This is a genomic window from Campylobacter sp. RM5063 (genome assembly GCF_024723655.1).
Classification (GTDB): domain Bacteria; phylum Campylobacterota; class Campylobacteria; order Campylobacterales; family Campylobacteraceae; genus Campylobacter_D; species Campylobacter_D lari_D.
In genome coordinates this window covers 102331-120060 of the sequence record NZ_JANQDA010000001.1, presented here as the reverse complement: position 1 = coordinate 120060, position 17730 = coordinate 102331, and the positions used below count along the sequence as shown (strand labels likewise).

General features: G+C 29.0%; 23 protein-coding genes. 17 read left to right on the top strand and 6 right to left on the bottom strand.

Annotation, left to right across the window (positions count from 1 at the left end; all coding sequences use genetic code 11):
• The first annotated feature begins 1 nt into the window (after position 1).
• The 13 genes from CAMP5063_RS00750 to CAMP5063_RS00690 all read left to right on the top strand — a co-directional run bounded on the left by CAMP5063_RS00750 (position 2) and on the right by CAMP5063_RS00690 (position 7562).
• A complete protein-coding gene (locus tag CAMP5063_RS00750) occupies positions 2-604 on the top strand; it encodes a type II restriction endonuclease (protein ID WP_126340553.1) in 603 nt (200 codons plus the stop codon).
• Between the two features lie 33 nt (positions 605-637).
• On the top strand, positions 638-814 hold the full coding sequence (locus CAMP5063_RS00745) for a hypothetical protein (RefSeq protein WP_263665295.1): 177 nt from the start codon (positions 638-640) through the stop codon (positions 812-814).
• 32 nt (positions 815-846) lie between these two features.
• Complete coding sequence (locus CAMP5063_RS00740) at positions 847-972, top strand: hypothetical protein (RefSeq protein ID WP_337194620.1); 126 nt, start codon at positions 847-849, stop codon at positions 970-972.
• Between the two features lie 126 nt (positions 973-1098).
• The gene (locus tag CAMP5063_RS00735; RefSeq protein ID WP_263665300.1) at positions 1099-1278 is read left to right on the top strand and encodes a hypothetical protein; all 180 of its coding nucleotides are present in this window, start codon (positions 1099-1101) and stop codon (positions 1276-1278) included.
• Between the two features lie 64 nt (positions 1279-1342).
• Entirely contained in the window at positions 1343-2014 is a 672-nt protein-coding gene (ureB, locus tag CAMP5063_RS00730; RefSeq protein ID WP_133319084.1) for an urease subunit beta, read from the top strand.
• The gene (gene ureC / locus CAMP5063_RS00725) at positions 2011-3708 is read left to right on the top strand and encodes an urease subunit alpha (protein ID WP_337194619.1); all 1698 of its coding nucleotides are present in this window, start codon (positions 2011-2013) and stop codon (positions 3706-3708) included. The genes ureB and ureC overlap by 4 nt, the downstream gene beginning before the upstream one ends.
• Positions 3708-4175 carry an urease accessory protein UreE gene (locus CAMP5063_RS00720; protein ID WP_263662724.1) on the top strand — a complete coding sequence of 156 codons (468 nt, stop codon included), beginning with the start codon at positions 3708-3710 and terminating at the stop codon, positions 4173-4175. The genes ureC and CAMP5063_RS00720 overlap by 1 nt, the downstream gene beginning before the upstream one ends.
• A gap of 2 nt (positions 4176-4177) precedes the next feature.
• Positions 4178-4846: an urease accessory protein UreF gene (locus tag CAMP5063_RS00715; RefSeq protein WP_263662723.1), complete on the top strand. Its 669-nt coding sequence runs from the start codon at positions 4178-4180 to the stop codon at positions 4844-4846.
• A 10-nt stretch (positions 4847-4856) separates the two neighbouring features.
• On the top strand, positions 4857-5456 hold the full coding sequence (gene ureG, locus CAMP5063_RS00710; protein WP_337194618.1) for an urease accessory protein UreG: 600 nt from the start codon (positions 4857-4859) through the stop codon (positions 5454-5456).
• 1 nt (position 5457) lies between these two features.
• Positions 5458-6210 (top strand): urease accessory protein UreD, encoded by a 753-nt coding sequence (locus tag CAMP5063_RS00705; RefSeq protein WP_220566958.1) that lies wholly within the window; start codon positions 5458-5460, stop codon positions 6208-6210.
• Positions 6211-6256: 46 nt separating this feature from the next.
• Entirely contained in the window at positions 6257-6643 is a 387-nt protein-coding gene (gene queF / locus CAMP5063_RS00700; RefSeq protein ID WP_039617048.1) for a preQ(1) synthase, read from the top strand.
• 52 nt (positions 6644-6695) lie between these two features.
• Positions 6696-7343, top strand: coding sequence for a porin family protein (locus CAMP5063_RS00695; RefSeq protein WP_263665304.1), 648 nt, complete (start codon positions 6696-6698; stop codon positions 7341-7343).
• 9 nt (positions 7344-7352) lie between these two features.
• Positions 7353-7562: an alkylphosphonate utilization protein gene (locus tag CAMP5063_RS00690; protein WP_133319089.1), complete on the top strand. Its 210-nt coding sequence runs from the start codon at positions 7353-7355 to the stop codon at positions 7560-7562.
• Between the two features lie 14 nt (positions 7563-7576).
• Here CAMP5063_RS00690 and thyX read toward each other — a convergent pair whose 3' ends face one another.
• Positions 7577-8209 carry an FAD-dependent thymidylate synthase gene (gene thyX / locus CAMP5063_RS00685; RefSeq protein WP_039617054.1) on the bottom strand — a complete coding sequence of 211 codons (633 nt, stop codon included), beginning with the start codon at positions 8207-8209 and terminating at the stop codon, positions 7577-7579.
• Between the two features lie 100 nt (positions 8210-8309).
• On the opposite strand from thyX, the gene CAMP5063_RS00680 reads away from it, so the two are divergent.
• From CAMP5063_RS00680 to CAMP5063_RS00670, 3 genes are all read left to right on the top strand, one after another.
• The gene (locus tag CAMP5063_RS00680) at positions 8310-9947 is read left to right on the top strand and encodes a CTP synthase (RefSeq protein ID WP_263659220.1); all 1638 of its coding nucleotides are present in this window, start codon (positions 8310-8312) and stop codon (positions 9945-9947) included.
• Positions 9937-11508 (top strand): single-stranded-DNA-specific exonuclease RecJ, encoded by a 1572-nt coding sequence (recJ, locus tag CAMP5063_RS00675; protein WP_263659219.1) that lies wholly within the window; start codon positions 9937-9939, stop codon positions 11506-11508. The genes CAMP5063_RS00680 and recJ overlap by 11 nt, the downstream gene beginning before the upstream one ends.
• Before the next feature lie 68 nt (positions 11509-11576).
• A complete protein-coding gene (locus tag CAMP5063_RS00670; protein ID WP_337194617.1) occupies positions 11577-12155 on the top strand; it encodes a lytic transglycosylase domain-containing protein in 579 nt (192 codons plus the stop codon).
• Positions 12156-12163: 8 nt separating this feature from the next.
• Here the strand turns inward: CAMP5063_RS00670 and prfA are convergent, their stop codons facing one another.
• The 5 genes from prfA to rsmA form a co-directional block, all read right to left on the bottom strand.
• Complete coding sequence (gene prfA / locus CAMP5063_RS00665) at positions 12164-13231, bottom strand: peptide chain release factor 1 (RefSeq protein ID WP_133319093.1); 1068 nt, start codon at positions 13229-13231, stop codon at positions 12164-12166.
• Positions 13232-13234: 3 nt separating this feature from the next.
• Positions 13235-13498, bottom strand: coding sequence for a 30S ribosomal protein S20 (rpsT, locus tag CAMP5063_RS00660; RefSeq protein WP_039617063.1), 264 nt, complete (start codon positions 13496-13498; stop codon positions 13235-13237).
• Between the two features lie 89 nt (positions 13499-13587).
• Positions 13588-14349: a pseudouridine synthase gene (locus CAMP5063_RS00655; RefSeq protein ID WP_337194616.1), complete on the bottom strand. Its 762-nt coding sequence runs from the start codon at positions 14347-14349 to the stop codon at positions 13588-13590.
• 9 nt (positions 14350-14358) lie between these two features.
• Positions 14359-16317, bottom strand: coding sequence for a ribonuclease J (locus tag CAMP5063_RS00650; protein WP_263728425.1), 1959 nt, complete (start codon positions 16315-16317; stop codon positions 14359-14361).
• The gene (gene rsmA, locus CAMP5063_RS00645) at positions 16283-17104 is read right to left on the bottom strand and encodes a 16S rRNA (adenine(1518)-N(6)/adenine(1519)-N(6))-dimethyltransferase RsmA (protein WP_263661399.1); all 822 of its coding nucleotides are present in this window, start codon (positions 17102-17104) and stop codon (positions 16283-16285) included. The genes CAMP5063_RS00650 and rsmA overlap by 35 nt, the downstream gene beginning before the upstream one ends.
• 90 nt (positions 17105-17194) lie before the next feature.
• Between rsmA and CAMP5063_RS00640 the strand changes: the two genes are divergently transcribed.
• Positions 17195-17728 carry a purine-nucleoside phosphorylase gene (locus CAMP5063_RS00640; protein WP_263660411.1) on the top strand — a complete coding sequence of 178 codons (534 nt, stop codon included), beginning with the start codon at positions 17195-17197 and terminating at the stop codon, positions 17726-17728.
• The last annotated feature ends 2 nt before the right edge of the window (positions 17729-17730 follow it).

Sequence of the window (17730 nt, the reverse complement as noted above, 5' to 3'; positions counted from 1 at the left end):
ATTGAAAATAAGTCAAGTTAAAACAGCATTTAAAATTGCAGATGTTGAATTTATTGAAGGTAGTACAAAACTTAATTTTAATTATTTAAAAGATTTAAAAGATGAAAATAATAATTCATTACCACAAAGTATTTTAACTGAAAATGTAGCTAGAGTTTATTTAATAGTTGTAGATGGTGAAATTAAAAAAATAGGTGGTTCTCAAGATAAAGGTGGTATAAAAGGAACATTATCAATTTATAAAGATGGTGGTATAAAAGGTCGTCCTAGTATTAGAAGTTTTGGTATATGGTATTTTTTATATCATACTATATTACAAGGTAAAAAGATTGAATTTTATATGATTTTTCAAGAAAATTTTGAAAAAGATATAAAAGGCTTATTTGGGTATCACAAAATTAAAAATGCTTCTATTAGTTATAAATTTATAGAAGAATGTTGTAATAAAGATTATTTAGCATTTGAAAATAGTAAATATCCAGATTGGAATGTTCAAGAACAAGGTATGGATTGGCCTGAAGATATAAAAAATTTGCATGCAGAAATTCAAAAAAATGCTCAAACAAGAGATAAAAAAATTATAAGACAAGAAGTAAAAATTTAATCAATAAAAACTTTTTTACAAAATATTCCAAAAGTGGAATTACACTTACATATTGAAGGCTCATTAGAGCCTAAAATGATGTTTGAATTAGCTAAAAGAAATAATATTGATTTAAAATATAAAAGTAAAGATGAGATTAAAAAACTTTGTTTTAATGCTGTTGATGCTTCTTTTTTACAAGAAATTGACAAAGAAAAATTAAAAATTTAATTTATAATTTTTAAAAATGATTTTTTTACTTGGTGGAGAGAGCCACACGGGAAAGACCTTGCTTGCTCAAAGACTTCTTGAAAAATTGTCCTTTTAGAGTAGATGAGGATGAAAAAATAACTGATTTTTTATTTCCTATTGTAGATGGTATGATTTAAATTTGTATAGAAAATAAACAAAATTTAATCATTGAAGGATTTTATCTTACTCCAAAAAAGTTACAAAAATTTCAAAATCATTCTGATATTAAAATACTTTTTATTCTTTTTTCAAAAAAATATATTTTGCAAAATTATGAATTAATCTATCAAAATGAAAATGTTATAGAAAAGCGTTTATTTAGTGAAAAAGAAGAAATAAACACTCTTATTTTAAATCATCAAAAATTTAAAGCTCAATGTGAAAATTTAAATCCTCCTTTTATAGAAATCCAAAAAGACTATAAAATAGAATTAAAAATGTAATAGAATTTTTGCTTAAAAGCAAGCAAATAGTTATATAATATCTAAAAAATTTATAAGGATTAAAATGCATTTTACTCAGCAGCAATTGCAACGATTAATGCTTCATTATGCAGGGAAAATCGCTAAAGATAGAAAAGAGCAAAAAATAAAATTAAATTATAATGAAGCTTTAGCTTATATATGTTATGAATTAATGGAACTTGCAAGAAAAAATTTAAGTGTGAGTGAATTGATGAGCATAGGGAAAACTTTACTTACAAGTGAAGATGTGATTGATGGTGTTGCAAGTATGCTTGAAGAAATTCAAATAGAACTTCCTTTTGAAGATGGCACAAAATTAGTTACTATACATGAGCCTATAGCAAATGATGATAAAATAAAAGCTGGAGAGATATTTTTATCATCAGAATTTATTGTGCTTAATGAAAATAAAACTTCTATAGAAATTAAAGTAAGCAATAAAGGTGATCGTCCTATACAAGTTGGTTCGCATTTTCATTTCTTTGAAGTTAATCGCTTTTTGTCTTTTGATAGAGAAAAAGCTTATGGTAAAAGGTTAAATATCGCTTCAGGAACAAGTGTGAGATTTGAACCAGGTGAAGAAAAAACAGTAAGTTTAATAGAATTTGGTGGTTTAAAAAAGGTTTTAGGTTTTAATAATCTTTGTGATGATTTTATCAATGATGAAAATAAAACTAAAGCTTTATCAAAAGCAAAAGAGAAAGGATTTCTTTGATTAAGATTAGCAAAAAAGACTATGTGAATATGTATGGTCTAACAACTAATGATAGAGTAAGATTAGCAGATACAGATTTGATTTTAAGAGTAGAAAAAGATTATACTTTATATGGCGAAGAAGTTAAATTTGGTGGTGGTAAAAATATTAGAGATGGTATGGCTCAAAGTGTAAGTGAGGGAGAATTTCCGGATTTAGTTTTAACTAATGCTTTGATTGTTGATTATACCGGTATTTATAAAGCAGATATTGGGATAAAAAATGGCTATATAGTAGGTATAGGAAAAGCAGGCAATCCTGATATACAAGATGGAGTTGATCCTAGCTTAGTTATAGGCACAAGTACAGATATTATCGGTGCAGAAGGTTTAATAGTAACTGCAGGTGGTATTGATACTCATATACATTTTATCTCCCCAACTCAAATTGAATGTGCCTTATATAGTGGTGTTACTACTATGATAGGAGGTGGCATAGGACCAAGTGAGGGAACAAATGCTACAACTTGCACAAGTGGGGCTTATCATATACATTCTATGTTAAAAGCTACGCAAAATTACCCTATGAATTTTGGCTTTTTAGGTAAAGGAAATTCAAGTAATAAAAATGCTTTAAAAGAGCAAATTATAGCTGGTGCATGCGGCTTAAAAATTCATGAAGATTGGGGTGCTACTTCTAGTGTGATTGATACTAGTTTAAATATAGCTGATGAAATGGACATACAAGTAGCTATCCATACAGATACTTTAAATGAAGCAGGTTTTGTAGAAGATACGATTAAAGCTATTAATGGTAGAGTTATTCATACTTTTCACACTGAAGGTGCAGGTGGTGGCCATGCTCCTGATATTATTAAAATGGCAGGTTTTGAAAATGTTTTACCTGCAAGTACTAATCCTACTATGCCTTTTACTAAAAATACCATTGATGAACATTTAGATATGCTTATGGTTTGTCATCATTTAGATAATAAAATCAAAGAAGATGTTGAATTTGCAGATAGTAGAATTCGTCCTGAAACTATAGCAGCAGAAGATAAACTTCATGATATGGGTGTTTTTAGCATTATGAGTAGTGATTCTCAAGCTATGGGACGCGTAGGTGAGGTAATTTTAAGAACATGGCAAAGTGCTGATAAATGTAAAAAAGAATTTGGTGCCTTGAAGGAAGATAATGATTTAGATGATAATTTCCGTATTAAACGCTACATAGCAAAATATACTATAAATCCTGCTATTGCACATGGGATTGATAGTTATGTTGGTTCTATTGAAGTAGGAAAATTTGCTGATTTAGTGCTTTGGCAACCTAAATTTTTTGGAGTAAAACCAAAGCTTATTTTAAAAGGTGGCTTGATAGTAGGTGCAAAAATAGGCGATGCTAATGCTTCTATCCCAACACCTGAGCCTATTATCTATGAAAAAATGTTTGGTGCAAATTTAAATGAAAATGCTTTACATTTTGTTTCTAAAGCTTCTTTAGATGCTAATATGCCTGAAAAATTAAGTTTAAAAAGAAAATGTGTTGCAGTAAAAAATTGTAGAAATATCACTAAAAAAGATTTGAAATTTAATGATAAAGTTCAAGATATAGAAGTAAATCCACAAACTTATGAAGTAAAGATAAATGGTGAGCTTATTAGCTCTAAGAGTGTTGATTCTTTAGCTTTAGCTAGAAAATATTTTATGATTTAATGATTTTACTTCAAAATAAAATAACGCATTATGATTTAAACAAAGAATGCGATTTTTTAGAGCTTAGTTGGTTTGATACTTTTAAAAAGATATTAAGAACAACGACTTTAAAAGGACTAGATGTCGCTATAAAAATGCCTGGTAATAAAGGTTTAAATCATAATGATTGTTTATATGATGAGGATTTTTTGATTTTAGTGAAGATTAAACCTGAAAAAGTTTTAAAAATTCACATAGAAAATGAATACAACCTTGCTTTAATAAGTTATCAAGTGGGCAATATGCATTTAAATTTATTTTATAAAGATCATAAACTCATTACTTTAGAGCAAAATTCTATCATAAGGTTTTTAGAAAAATTTAATATAAAATACGAAAAATGTGAAGAAATTTTAGAGCCAAAATATATGCTTGATATGCCAAGTTTTATCCAAGTTGATCCAAATTTTAAACTTATCAAAGAGTAAAGATGAATAAATTAAATTTTTTACTTTTACAAATTAGTGATTCTTCTTTTCCTATAGGAGCTTTTTCACATTCTTTTGGTTTAGAATCTTATGTGAATTTTGCTTATATAAAAAATATAGAAGATGCTAAAAAAGTTTTAAAAACTCAGCTTTATTCTAATATTTTATATTTTGAGCTTTTAGCTTTGAAAATAGCTTATGAAAATGCAAATGATGTAAAAAATTTACTAATTTATCAAAGAAAGTTTTTATCAAGTATAGTTGCAAAAGAACAAAGTCAAGCTTATGTTTTTCTAGCTAAACGCTTTGTAAAAAATGTAAGTCTTTATGGATTATCAAATCCTTTATTAAATCAATACATTAAAGAAAATCAAACTCCTATTTATCCTTTTGTGTATGCTTTATTTTGTAAAGATAATGAACTTGATTTTATGTATGAAAGTTTTTTATTTGCTTTAATGAGTAATTTTATTAATATTCTTGTGAAAATCGTGCCTTTATCACAAAATGAAGGGCAGATTTTACTTTTTCAATTACAGCAAGATTTTCAAAAGGTTCTTTCTAAATTACAAAATTTAACTTTAAAAGATTGGTGTGAAAATCATAATGTCTTAAATGATTATTTGGGTATAAAACACCAAAATTTAGCATTTAAAATTTATATTTCTTAAAAGGGTTATAATGGTTAAAATAGGCATAGGTGGTCCTGTAGGTAGTGGTAAAACAGCTTTAGTATTAAATTTATGTCAAGCTTTAAAAGATGAGCTTTCTTTGGCTGTGATTACGAATGATATTTATACAAATGAAGATGCAAATTTTTTAATCAAACAAGGCGTTCTTGAAAAAGAAAGAATCATTGGAGTGCAAACTGGAGGTTGTCCTCATACAGCCATTAGAGAAGATGCTTCTTGTAATCTTGAAGCTGTTGAACTTTTACAAGAGCGTTTTAGTGATTTAGATCTTATTTTTATAGAAAGTGGTGGAGATAATTTATCAATGACTTTTTCACCTGAACTTGTGGATTTTTTTATCTTTGTTATAGATGTTGCTCAAGGAGAAAAAATTCCACGCAAAGGTGGTCCTGCTATTTGTAGATCTGATTTAATGATTATCAATAAAATAGACTTAGCTCCTTATGTAAATGCTTCTTTAAAAATCATGCAAGAAGATACTTTAAAAATGCGTGGAGATAGACCTTTTATCATGAGTAATCTTCAAACTAAAGAAGGTTTAGAAGAAATCGTTACTTGGATTAAAAAATACACACTTTTAAAGGATTGATTTGTTTGCTCAAAAGAGTGTTTTTAAACTTACATTAGATACTATCAATGAAAAAACTATCATAAAAAATTCTTTTTTTACTCCTCCTTTTAAACTTATGAGGAATTTTTATGATAAAAAATTAACTAGTATATATGTTTTAAATTCTAGTGCTGGAATTTTTAAAGAGGATCATTTAAGTTTTGAAATCATATGTAAGAAAAGTACAAACACCGCTATACTCACACAAAGTTATGAAAAGGTATATGATACTAAAGATTCTTTTGCGAGTAAAAATATTGATTTTACTCTTGAAGAAAATGCAAGCTTTTTTTATATGCCAAAGCCACTTTTGCTTCAAGAAAATGCAAATTTTATACAAAATACAAAGATTAATCTAGCTTCTTTTTCAAGATTAGTTTATGTTGATTTTGTCATTTTTGGTAGAGTGGCTATGGATGAAAAATTTGCTTTTAAAAATTATGAGAGTTTAACTCAAATTTATAGAAATGATACTTTAATTTTAAATGATAAAATTAAAATCAATCCTTCTTATATGAAAGAAAATGATTTAAATTTTTTTGCAAATCATACGCATTATTTGAGTATTTATCTTTTTGGATATGATGAGTTTTATGAAGAATTAAAAGCTTCATTTGACGATATAAATCAACTTTTTTATGAGGGTTTGTGTATAAAAATTCTTAGTAATGAAAGTGAAAAATTACTTTCACTTCAAGATAAGCTTTTTAAATTTTGTCAAAATAAAATATAAAATATTGTGGTATTATAAAGTTTTAAAAACAAACTAAGGATTATAAATGCGATATGGTGAAAAAGAAATCAAAGAATTTAGTGTAGAAAATATGGAAGTTTGGCCAAATGATGCCAAAAATGATTATGTGATTAAAATCACTTTACCTGAATTTATGTGTTGTTGTCCGCGTAGTGGGTATCCTGATTTTGCTACAATTTACTTAGAATACATTCCAAATAAATTAGTAGTAGAACTTAAAGCAATCAAACTTTATATTAATACCTTTATGTATAGAAATGTTTCACATGAAGCAAGTATTAATGAAATTTATAATACTTTAAAAGAAAAACTTGATCCAAAATGGATAAAAGTAGTAGGTGATTTTAACCCTCGTGGTAATGTTCATACCGTGATTGAGTGTAGATCTGATTTAGTGGTACCACAAAATTAAGTTTTTATTAAAAATAAAAGGATATATTAAGTCTTATTTTAAGGAGGAAAATATGAAATTAAAATTATTTAGTTTAGTTGCAAGTGTTGCTTTGGTTTCAAATTTAGCTTTAGCTGATGAAAATTCAGGAATATTATTAGGTATTGATGCAGGATGGTTTCATACTAAGGTAAAATCTGATCTTGATCATAGAAAAACACAAAACATTAAATATAATGGTGATTTAGAAGGTAATGTTCCTGTTTTTGGTTTAAGAGTTGGTTATCGTTTTAGTGAAAATCATAGAATTTATGGTGCTTATAATTATTCAAGCGAATTTAGTGATGTAATCAATACCACAAGATTAAAAATTGATGGAGAATTTACTACACATAAGTTTTTGCTTGGTTATGATTTTACTCCAAAAATCTTTGAAAAAACAAGAGCTGTTTTAGGTGTATATGGTGGCTATGCAAGAACGGATATTACTTTAAAAACAAGCTTTTTATCATTATCTCAAGATTTTGATGGTTATACTTATGGAGCAAAAATCGGTGCTTTATATGAGTTAAATCAAGCAAATGAAATTGAGTTTGGTTTTAAAGCCGAGCAAACTCATTATAATACAAGAAATTTTTATCAAAATATGGTAGGTTCAAACTTTTACGATCCTAAACAAACAAATTATGGTTTATATCTAGGATATACTTATAAATTCTAAGGAGAATATATGCCAAAAGATGCAAATGGAACTGAGCTTAATACAGGTGATAGTGTAAGTGTTGTGAAAGATTTAAAGGTAAAAGGTGCAAGCACTACTTTAAAGCGCGGAACAACTATAAAAAATATTAAGCTTACAAACAAAGACACTGAAATTGAAGCTAAAGTAGATAAATTTGGTGTGATTGTTTTGAAAACTGAATTTCTTAAAAAAATATAAGTAAAAATTCCCAATTAATCTTGGGAATTTTCTTCTTGATAAACACAATGTTTAAAAATAAATTGATGTTCCTCAGGCAAGTTTTCAAATAAAGCATTTGCGAGTTGTCTTATCTCCCAAAGGGCTGATTTTGAGCTTCTTAGAGTAATAAAATTTTGCAAACTTCTTGCATTAATCGTTAAAGTTAATTCTGTTTTATAACTTTCTGGTAAGCAGTATTTTGCTATATCTAAACTAATGCTATTTTGCAAAATCAAACGTAGATTTTCTAAAGCTTTGATACTTGCATTATCCACTACTTCATTTCCGGTTAATACTAAGTATCTTTTAGCATTTTCAAAGTCATTTTCTTTAAATTCGCTTTCATTTCTTAGTTCTTTTAAAGTATATCTTGTGCTTTTTACACTAGGACTAGTGTGGCGGTGTCTTGCAACTTCTTGTAAACATGCTCTTGAAATACCTTGTATATAAAAAGTATAGTTTAAATGCTCTAAGGTTGAAGCATGTTTGAATTTATTTCCCACTCGATCGATTAATTCTTTGTCTTTCTCACCACCACAATCACCTTTGTCAAAACTTTGCCAACATGTTCTTGTTGCATGAGAGCATACAGAAAGTGGAGTATGATTTAATAATGTGATTTTCATCGAAAATTTCCTTCAAAAATAATTGAATTTTACACAAATGTTTATAAAAATAAAATTTTTTATTCGTTATAATTTTAAAAAAAGAAATTAAGGTTATTTTATGAAATTAAAACAAACTAAATATATTTTTGTAACCGGTGGTGTTTTAAGCTCATTAGGAAAAGGTATAGCAGCAGCATCTATTGCTACTATTTTAAAAAATTCAGGTTTAAAAGTAAGTATTTTAAAAGCAGATCCTTATATTAATGTAGATCCTGGCACGATGAGTCCTTTAGAGCATGGGGAAGTGTTTGTAACTGAAGATGGAGCTGAGACAGATTTAGACTTAGGACATTATGAGAGATTTTTAAATGAGAATTTAACTCAAGATAATAACTTTACCACAGGAAGAGTTTATCAAAGTGTTATAGAAAAAGAAAGAAGAGGAGATTACTTAGGAAAAACTATACAAGTAATCCCTCATATAGTTGATGAGATAAAAGATCGCATTAAAAAGGCCGGAGTTGATAAAGATATTTTAATCGTTGAAATAGGTGGCACGGTAGGAGATATAGAAGGCTTACCATTTTTAGAAGCTATTAGAGCTTTAAAACTTGAAGTGGGTAAATACAATGCTATTAATATTCACTTGACTTTAGTGCCATTTATCAAAGCAGCAGGAGAACTTAAAACAAAACCAACTCAACATAGTGTGGGAGAATTACGCCGTATAGGTATAAGCCCTGATATGATCATTTGCAGAAGTGAAAAATCTTTAGATAGAGAGTTAAAAGACAAAATCGCAATTTCATGCGGAGTTGAAAAAAACTGCGTTATAGAAAGTGTGGATGCAGCTAGTATTTATCAAATTCCACTAAATTTTTTAAAACAAGATATTTTAAATTCTATTGCAAGTTTATTAGATCTTCAAAATTTAAAGCCAAGTATGAACGAATGGGATTCTTTAGTAAAAAGAGTCATCGCTCCAAGTAATGAACTTAGTATCGCTTTTGTAGGAAAATATGTAGATTTAAAAGAAAGCTATAAAAGCTTAACAGAGGCCATTATCCATGCAGGTGCAGCACTTGATGCAAGAGTAAATTTAAAATGGATCGATAGTGAAAAATTAGAAAATGCAAATGTCGAAGAAAGCTTTAAAGATGTAAATGGGATTTTAGTAGCAGGTGGTTTTGGCTACCGTGGAGTAGAAGGAAAAATCAAAGCCATACAATATGCAAGAGAAAATAAAATTCCATTTTTAGGAATTTGTTTGGGTATGCAGCTTTCTTTAGTGGAATTTGCACGCAATGTTTTAAAACTAGAAGATGCAAATTCTCACGAGTTTAATCCAAATTGTAAAAATCCTATCATCTTTTTGATTGATGAATTTATTGACGCAAGTGGAGAAAAGCAAATTAGAACAAGTAAAACTCCACTTGGTGGAACTATGCGTCTTGGAGCTTATGAGTGTCATATCAAGCCAAATACACTTTTAAGTAAGGTTTATGATAATCAAAAAAGCGTAAAAGAACGCCACCGCCACCGCTATGAAGCTAATCCAAAATATAAAGAAATGTTTGAAAAAAATGGGCTTATTATAAGCGGGGAAAATGAAGGTTTAGTTGAGGCTGTAGAGCTTAAAGATCATCCATTTTTCTTAGCAGTGCAGTTTCACCCTGAATTTACTTCACGCTTAGTTAGGGTTAATCCGGCTATTTTTTCTTTTATCAAGGCATCTTTAACAAATCATGCTAAATAAAGCCAAAATAAAAGAAATTTTACACCAGCGTTTTATCAATGATACACATGTAAAGCTTTGTGATTTACCTATGCCATCTTGTTTAAAAGATGTCTATAAGGGTGCTTTGCGTATTAAAGAAGCGATTGAAAAAAATCAAAAGCTTGCTATTGTTGGAGATTATGATGTAGATGGGGTGATTTCTTGTGTGATTTTATCTGAATTTTTTGATGATATCGGATATGACTATGTGGTAAAAATTCCAAATCGTTTTAAAGATGGATATGGTCTAAATGAAGAAATCATCAATGAACTTAATGGGGTAGATTTAATCATCACTGTAGATAATGGTATAGCAGCTTTTGATGCAGCAGAGCTTTGTTTACAAAAAGGAATTGATTTAATCATTACCGATCATCATATGCCTCCAGCTACTTTACCAAAAGCTTATGCGATCATTAATCCTAAACAACAAGATTGTGAATTTCCTGATATTGAAATTTGTGGTGCTCAAGTGGCTTGGTATTTAGTTGCTGCTATAAAAGAAGTATGTAAGATTAATTATAATATGTGTAAATTTATAGAGCTTTTATCTATCGCAATTATCGCAGATATGATGGAGCTTAGAGATTTAAATAGAGCCTTAGTCAGAAAAGGCATAGAGTGTATTAATGATTCAAAACGAGTTGCATTTAAAGCTATCAAGCAGTATTTTGGTAAGGATAAATTTGAGCTTGATAATATTAGTTTTTTAATTGCACCTTTGATTAATAGTGCAGGTAGAATGGATGATGCGATTATTTCTTATAAATTTTTGCATTCTAAAAATATTAATGAGGTTATGGGTTATTTAGAACAAATCATTACTTATAATAATAGCCGTAAAGATGAAGAGCGCGAGCTTTTTAAACAATGTTTAGAACAAGTTGATGAAAATGATCCTGTGATTATTGTCAATGGCCAAAATTGGCATGAGGGTGTTTTGGGTATAGTTGCAAGTCGTTTAGCAAAGCATTTTAACAAGCCTGCCTTTGTTTTTTCAGAATGTGAGCAAAAGGCTAAAGCTAGCGTTAGAAGTGTGGGTAGGATAGATATTTTAAATGTTATAGAACAAGCTAAAGAATTTGTTTTAAGCTATGGTGGACATAAAGGTGCAGCTGGAGTTTTAGTCGAGCTTGAAAAATTTGGTATTTTTAAAAATAAGCTTTATGAAATTTGTCAAAATATCCCTAAAGATGATTTTTACAATACTGATGAGGTTTTAGGTAGTATTGATCCAAATGAAGTTGATTTTGAACTTTTAGAGATATTGGAATTTTTTGAACCTTTTGGGCATAAAAACCCAAGACCATATTTTAAATTTGATAAGCTTTTTGTAAAAAACAAAAAAAGACTTGGTAAAGATGAAAATCATATAAAACTTATTTTAACACAAGGAAATAAGACTTTAGAAGCTTTATTTTTTAACTTTGATTATGAGCCAGAAATTGGTGAAAATATTGATTTTATAGCTAGTATTTCTAAAAATAATTTTAGAGGATTAATCACCCCTCAACTTACTATAAAAGAAATTCTTAGATAATTTATTAACTTATTTGCATAATTTTTATTTATAAATTTGCTATAGCATAAGTACTATAAAGGAGTAAAATGTTAAAAAGGATTTTATTATTAGCAATATTTTTTAATTTTACTTTTGCTTTTGATACAAAAATTTTTATAGGCGATACTTATATACCTGAAAATTTTTATAAATATGATAAAGATTTTAAAATCGCAGCTAGAAAGTATAACATACCCATGGCATTACTTAAAGCCATAGCTTTGACAGAGAATGCAGCTTATGAACATAATATCATTGGTAGAAATAAAAATCAAACAAGAGATTATGGTTTAATGCAAATTAATAGCATTCATTTAAAGCGTTATGGTGTTAGCGAAAAAGAGATTGTAAAAGTTAGTGCAAATATAGACATAGCAGCAAGATTACTTTATGAAATTATACAACGATACGGGTTTAATTGGAATGCTATTGGAAGATATCATTCAGCAAATGATAAATATAAAAATATTTGGCTTGATAAAGTAATGAAAAATTTAGTTGCTATAGTTTTAAAAGATAGTAAAGATCTTTTTATAATGGAAAAATTTAGAGCTTTTAAATTAGTTTCGCTTTTGATAAATGTTGATAAAGAACAATATAGAATTTTATTAGCAAGCAATAATTAAAACAAGAATTATAAATTTTCTTGTTTTAAAGCCTCTGCTTGATAATAAGCGATTAATGGCTCGATGATTTCATCAAAAAGTCCACCTTCTAAAATCGCATCAAGTCTATATAAAGTAAGATTTATTCTATGATCACTAATTCTATTTTGAGGGAAATTATAAGTGCGTATGCGTTCGCTTCTATCACCACTTCCAACTTGTGATTTTCTTGCTTGGCTTTCTTTAGCTAAGCGTTCTTGTTCTTGCATTTCAAAAAGTCTTGCCTTTAAGACTTTCATGGCACTTTCTTTGTTTTTATGTTGGCTTTTACCATCTTGATTTACTACAACTATACCTGTTGGAATGTGAGTGATTCTTACAGCACTATCTGTGGTATTTACGCTTTGACCACCATGACCGCTACTACGCATTACATCGATTTTTAAATCATTTGGATTGATTTGAATTTCAACATCATCAACTTCAGGCATAATAGCCACTGTAATAGCTGAAGTATGAACTCTACCTTGAGATTCTGTTTCAGGTACTCTTTGAACCCTATGCGTGCCACCTTCGTATTTTAGCCTTGAATAAGCTCCATTTCCTTTGATAAGAATGATGATTTCTTTAAATCCACCTACGCTACCTTCACTTGAACTTACAATTTCATATTTATAATCACGATTTTCAGCATAGCGTATATAAGCTTTTACTAAATCCCCAACAAATAAAGAAGCTTCATCGCCACCTGTACCTGCACGAATTTCTAAAAAGATATTCTTATCATCGTTTGGATCTTTAGGTAATAAAAGAATTTTTAATTTTTCTTCAAGTTGTGGCTTTAAAACTTCGAGATTCTTAAGTTCTTCTTTTGCAAGTTCACCTAGTTCAGGATCAGATAAAAGAAGTTTATTTTCTTCTATATCATCTAAGGTTTTGAGATATTCTTTTGCTTTTTCTACTATGGGTTCTAAATTTTTTTGCTCTTTAGATAGAGCTGTCATTTTAGAAATATCATTAGAGATATTAACATCACTAAGAAGAGTATTTAACTCATCAAAGCGTGCTAAAAAAGGTTTGAGTTTATCAGCTAACATTAATTATGCTAATTTGTTTACCAATAATGCTAATCTGCTAACACGGCGTGATGCAGTTTGTTTTTTCAAAAATCCGCGACTTACCATAGCGTGAATGCTTTTATTAGCTACTTTTAATGCATTTTGCGCAGCTTCTTTATCGTTATTTGCCGCTGCTTCGCGAACCGCTTTTGTAATGTTTTTTAATCTTGTTCTATAAAATCTATTTCTTTCAGTTCTTTTGATAGTTTGTCTTGCTCTTTTTTCAGCAGATTTATGGTTTGCCATAATTTTCCTTTTTTATATAAATTAAATTGCTAATTATACAAAATTAAAATTAAATTTTAATTAATTTAAGTATTTTTAAAGTATTAATTTTAATACCTAATATCATTTATTTTTAAAAAATCACGCAGTTTTTCATACTCGCCATTTTCCAAATAACGATATTTGCCAGTTTTTAACATACCAAGATCTAATGCTCCAAATGCCACTCTTTTAAGATCCATCACTTCTAAATCAAAATGTCCAAAAAAGCGTCTTAGCTCCCTATTTTTACCTTCATTAATGATTACTTTTAGTTTCGTATAGCCTCCGCTTGAACCAAAAATTTCAAAGCCTAAAAATGGAGCAAAACTCATTGAGGTTATTTTAGTTTTGGCGTGAGCCCCTTTTTTTTCATTTTGAATTTCTAAGCCATTTTGCATAGCTTCGATGACATTTTTATCTATATTACCTTTTACTTTTAAGTAATATTCTCTTTCTAAATCACTATGCATAAGTGCATCTGCTATTACAGGTGAATCAGTTAGTAAAAGTAATCCCTCGCTTGCAAAGTCAAGTCTTCCTACACTAAGCCAAGTGCTAAATTGTTTTGGTAAAGTATGATAGATGGTTTTTCTGCCTCTATCATCTTTTTTACTAACTATTTCGCCTTTTTGTTTGTGATAAATGATGACTGAAAATTGTGTTTTTTTATGGAGTTTTTTACCATTGATAAAAACTTTATCCTCAGCATTTACACTATCATTTAGCAAGGCTGTTTTTTTATTGATTTTTACTAAGCCTTGCTTGATTAGCTCATCAGCCTCACGGCGAGAATATTTGCTATTGTGTGAGATGAATTTATTAATTCTCATAATTTTACTTTACATCACAAAAATAGTTGGTACTATGGTTGGATATTTTTTGATTTTTCTAAAAATATGCTTTCTTAGTACTTGTCTAATTTGAGCTTCTAAAACTTTTGGATTATCTAAAATTTCATCTTTTACATTTGGGAAAAATTGACTTAAAACATCACTCATTTCTTTTGAGAATGCTCCATCTTGTTTATCAGCTACCAAGCCATAACTAAATACTCTTGGTTTATTAATTAGTGTTTTACTTGCTTTATCAAGCTGGGCGATGATGACAACTATACCGCTATCTGCTAGTTTTTGTCTATCAATTACCACATCATCTGCGATTTGTTTGTTGATTTGATTATCCACAAAGACTTTTCCTGTTTTAACTGTTTTTACACGTTTGATGTATTTTTGACAAAGCTCTACTTGATCCCCATCACTCATTAAGTAGATGTTTCTTTCAGGTATACCACATTTTAGAGCAGTTTCTTTGTGTTTATTGATATGATTATACTCTCCATGCACTGGTAAGAAAAATTTAGGTTTTACTAAAGTTAGCATGAGTTTTTGTTCTTCTATACTAGCATGTCCGCTTACATGAATTTCACTAAATTCTTGATAAGCTACTTTAGCTCCTGCTTTTAAAAGAAAATCAAGTACAGCAGAAACATTTGCTTCATTACCTGGTATTGCTTTAGCTGAAATGATAACTTGATCGCTAGGTTTGATTTTGATAAATTTATGCTCATCAGTTGCCATTCTATATAAAGCACTCATGGTCTCGCCTTGACTTCCTGTAGTGACAATTAGTACTTCGTTGTCTTTGTATTTGCTTACTTCATCAGCGTCAATGAAAATTTTCCTATCAAGTTTGATATAGCCAAGTTCCATAGTAGTATAGAGATTTCTTTCCATAGAACGCCCTATAACACACACTTTTCTGCCGTATTTTAAACCATAACTAATAGCTTGATATACGCGGTGGATATTAGAGCTAAAGGTGCTCATGATTACCCTGCCTTTAGTTTTGGCAAAAATTTGATCAAAAGTAGGTCCTACGGAGCTTTCACTTTTTGTATAACCTTCTTTATATGAGTTTGTACTATCACTTAAAAGACAAAGTACGCCTTCTTCGCCATATTGAGCTAAACGACTTAAATCTGTTGGATAGCCATCAATTGGTGTTTGATCTATTTTAAAATCGCCAGTGTGTATGATGGTTCCTGCTTTAGTTTTAATAGCCAAAGCACAAGCATCGATGATAGAGTGGGTTATGTGAATCCATTCTAAATTAAATTCACCTATTTCATAAATTTGTCTTTTTGTTATAGGTCTAAACCATTTACGCTCAGCCTTTAAACCATGCTCTTCAAATTTATTTGAAATCATACCTAGTGCTAAAGGTGTTGCGTAGATAGGAAATTGAAATTCTTTGAAAAAATATGGCACAGCACCGATGTGATCTTCATGAGCATGAGTGATGATGATAGCGCGAATTTTGTTTTTAATCTTTCTTACATAGTCAAAATCAGGTATGATAATATCTACTCCATGCATGGTTCCATCTGGAAAACTCATACCTATATCAACGATAATTGCATCGTTGTTGGTTTCAAAAACAGTGATATTTCCACCGATTTCCCCAAGCCCACCCAAAGGTGTAATACGAATTTTATGTTCGCTTGAGTTGTTGTGTTTTAAAGGGTGAAGTCTTAGCTCGTGCATGATTTTATTAGCTTCTATGCTTTTAGCAAGTTCTATTTGCCATTCTTCATTACCGCTTAATTTAGATGGTAAATTTCTATTTTTTTTCTTTTTCTTTTTTTCTTCGCTAGCTTCAGTTTGAGCATTTTCTACTTTTGTTTCATTTTTAATTTCACTATTTTGCTCTTGATTTTGTGAATCTTTTTTTCTTTTGTTTCTAAATTTATTAAATCTTTTAGTTTTATTTTGTTCTTGAGTTTTGTTTTCTTCGCTCATAGTCATCCTTTAAATAGTCATAAATTTTAAGGTATGAATCAACGCTAATTTCATGAGCTCTTGAGGTAGAAGAGATGTTTAGTGCTTCAAATGCTTTTAGAATTTTTTCTTTTTTATTTTTAAAATTAGATAAGAGTTGTTTTCTAGGATTTTGAAAACAAGCTCTAAGAAATTCTTTAAAAGCTTCTATATTTTCACATTTTTGCTGATAATGAGTAGTTTTTATTAACTTCATTACAGCTGAAGTAACTTTTGGTGGAGGATTAAAGCTTTGTGGTTGTATATCAAAAAGCATTTGTCTTTGGCATATTAATGCACAAAGCACCCCTAAGGCCGAAAAATTACTTTCTTTTTCATTCGCACAAAATTTCTGTGCCACTTCTTTTTGCACCATTACTATAAGCCCAAGGCAATTTTGATCTTCTAGGGCTTTTAAAATCAAATTTGTAGCAATATAATATGGTAAATTTGCTACTAAAAAGTACTCTTTATCGCTTAAACTTCCTTGATCAAAAGCATCACTTGCATTTTGATGAATAAGCTCAAAATTTCCACCTTCAATCTCATTTTGAAATTTTTTATTTAAAATAGGAATCAAATCTTTATCAATCTCATAAGCTCTAATATGAGCTTGTGGAATTTTCAAAAGTTCTTGCGTTAAATCACCTAAGCCAGGCCCAATCTCAACTATATTTTTAGTATCTTTGGGTATGGCTTGGATGATTTTATCTACCACGCTTTTATCACATAAAAAATTTTGCCCAAAATGTTTTTTTGCTTTTATCATAAATTTATTTTATCTAAAAAATATTAATTATAGCATTATTTTAAGCGCTAATTAGATAAAATTTGAATTATTTTTTATAAAGGTTAATTTTTGAAAAATCTTATAGTGTGTGCAGGAGGAAATGAGGATTTTAAATTTGCACAAAGTATAGGCATAGGTTTAGTTAATTCTGCTTTTTATCTAGGTAAAATTTTAAGTCAAATAAAAGCAGATAGAGTGATTTTTATAGGTACATGTGGAATTTACCAAGAAGGAAAAATTTTAGACATTTATGAAAGTTCTAATGCTGCAAATTTAGAATACGCAGATTTATTTGATAGTTTTTATACACCTATAGCAAATGAGATTAGATTAAATGTTTCACATGAAACTATGATTAATTCTTCAAATTATATTTGCAAAGATGAAAATATTGCCCAAGAATTTTTTAAAAAAGGCGTACATATAGAAAATATGGAAGCATACGCTGTGCTTTCTTGTGCAAAAATGCAAGGAATAGAAGGAATTTGTTATTTATGTGCTACAAATTTTTGTAATGAATTTGCACATGAAGATTTTTTAAAAAATCATCAAGAAGCAAAAGAATTATTAAAAGATTTTTTATTAGATAAGAAACTTATATAGGA

Excerpts from the sequence above, each read along its gene's own strand:
- ureB (WP_133319084.1), top strand. The coding sequence starts at position 1,343 with ATGCATTTTACTCAGCAGCAATTGCAACGATTAATGCTTCATTATGCA.
- CAMP5063_RS00720 (WP_263662724.1), top strand. The coding sequence starts at position 3,708 with ATGATTTTACTTCAAAATAAAATAACGCATTATGATTTAAACAAAGAA.
- CAMP5063_RS00715 (WP_263662723.1), top strand. The coding sequence starts at position 4,178 with ATGAATAAATTAAATTTTTTACTTTTACAAATTAGTGATTCTTCTTTT.
- ureG (WP_337194618.1), top strand. The coding sequence starts at position 4,857 with ATGGTTAAAATAGGCATAGGTGGTCCTGTAGGTAGTGGTAAAACAGCT.
- queF (WP_039617048.1), top strand. The coding sequence starts at position 6,257 with ATGCGATATGGTGAAAAAGAAATCAAAGAATTTAGTGTAGAAAATATG.
- CAMP5063_RS00695 (WP_263665304.1), top strand. The coding sequence starts at position 6,696 with ATGAAATTAAAATTATTTAGTTTAGTTGCAAGTGTTGCTTTGGTTTCA.
- CAMP5063_RS00690 (WP_133319089.1), top strand. The coding sequence starts at position 7,353 with ATGCCAAAAGATGCAAATGGAACTGAGCTTAATACAGGTGATAGTGTA.
- thyX (WP_039617054.1), bottom strand. The coding sequence starts at position 8,209 with ATGAAAATCACATTATTAAATCATACTCCACTTTCTGTATGCTCTCAT.
- CAMP5063_RS00680 (WP_263659220.1), top strand. The coding sequence starts at position 8,310 with ATGAAATTAAAACAAACTAAATATATTTTTGTAACCGGTGGTGTTTTA.
- recJ (WP_263659219.1), top strand. The coding sequence starts at position 9,937 with ATGCTAAATAAAGCCAAAATAAAAGAAATTTTACACCAGCGTTTTATC.
- CAMP5063_RS00670 (WP_337194617.1), top strand. The coding sequence starts at position 11,577 with ATGTTAAAAAGGATTTTATTATTAGCAATATTTTTTAATTTTACTTTT.
- prfA (WP_133319093.1), bottom strand. The coding sequence starts at position 13,231 with ATGTTAGCTGATAAACTCAAACCTTTTTTAGCACGCTTTGATGAGTTA.
- rpsT (WP_039617063.1), bottom strand. The coding sequence starts at position 13,498 with ATGGCAAACCATAAATCTGCTGAAAAAAGAGCAAGACAAACTATCAAA.
- CAMP5063_RS00655 (WP_337194616.1), bottom strand. The coding sequence starts at position 14,349 with ATGAGAATTAATAAATTCATCTCACACAATAGCAAATATTCTCGCCGT.
- CAMP5063_RS00650 (WP_263728425.1), bottom strand. The coding sequence starts at position 16,317 with ATGAGCGAAGAAAACAAAACTCAAGAACAAAATAAAACTAAAAGATTT.
- rsmA (WP_263661399.1), bottom strand. The coding sequence starts at position 17,104 with ATGATAAAAGCAAAAAAACATTTTGGGCAAAATTTTTTATGTGATAAA.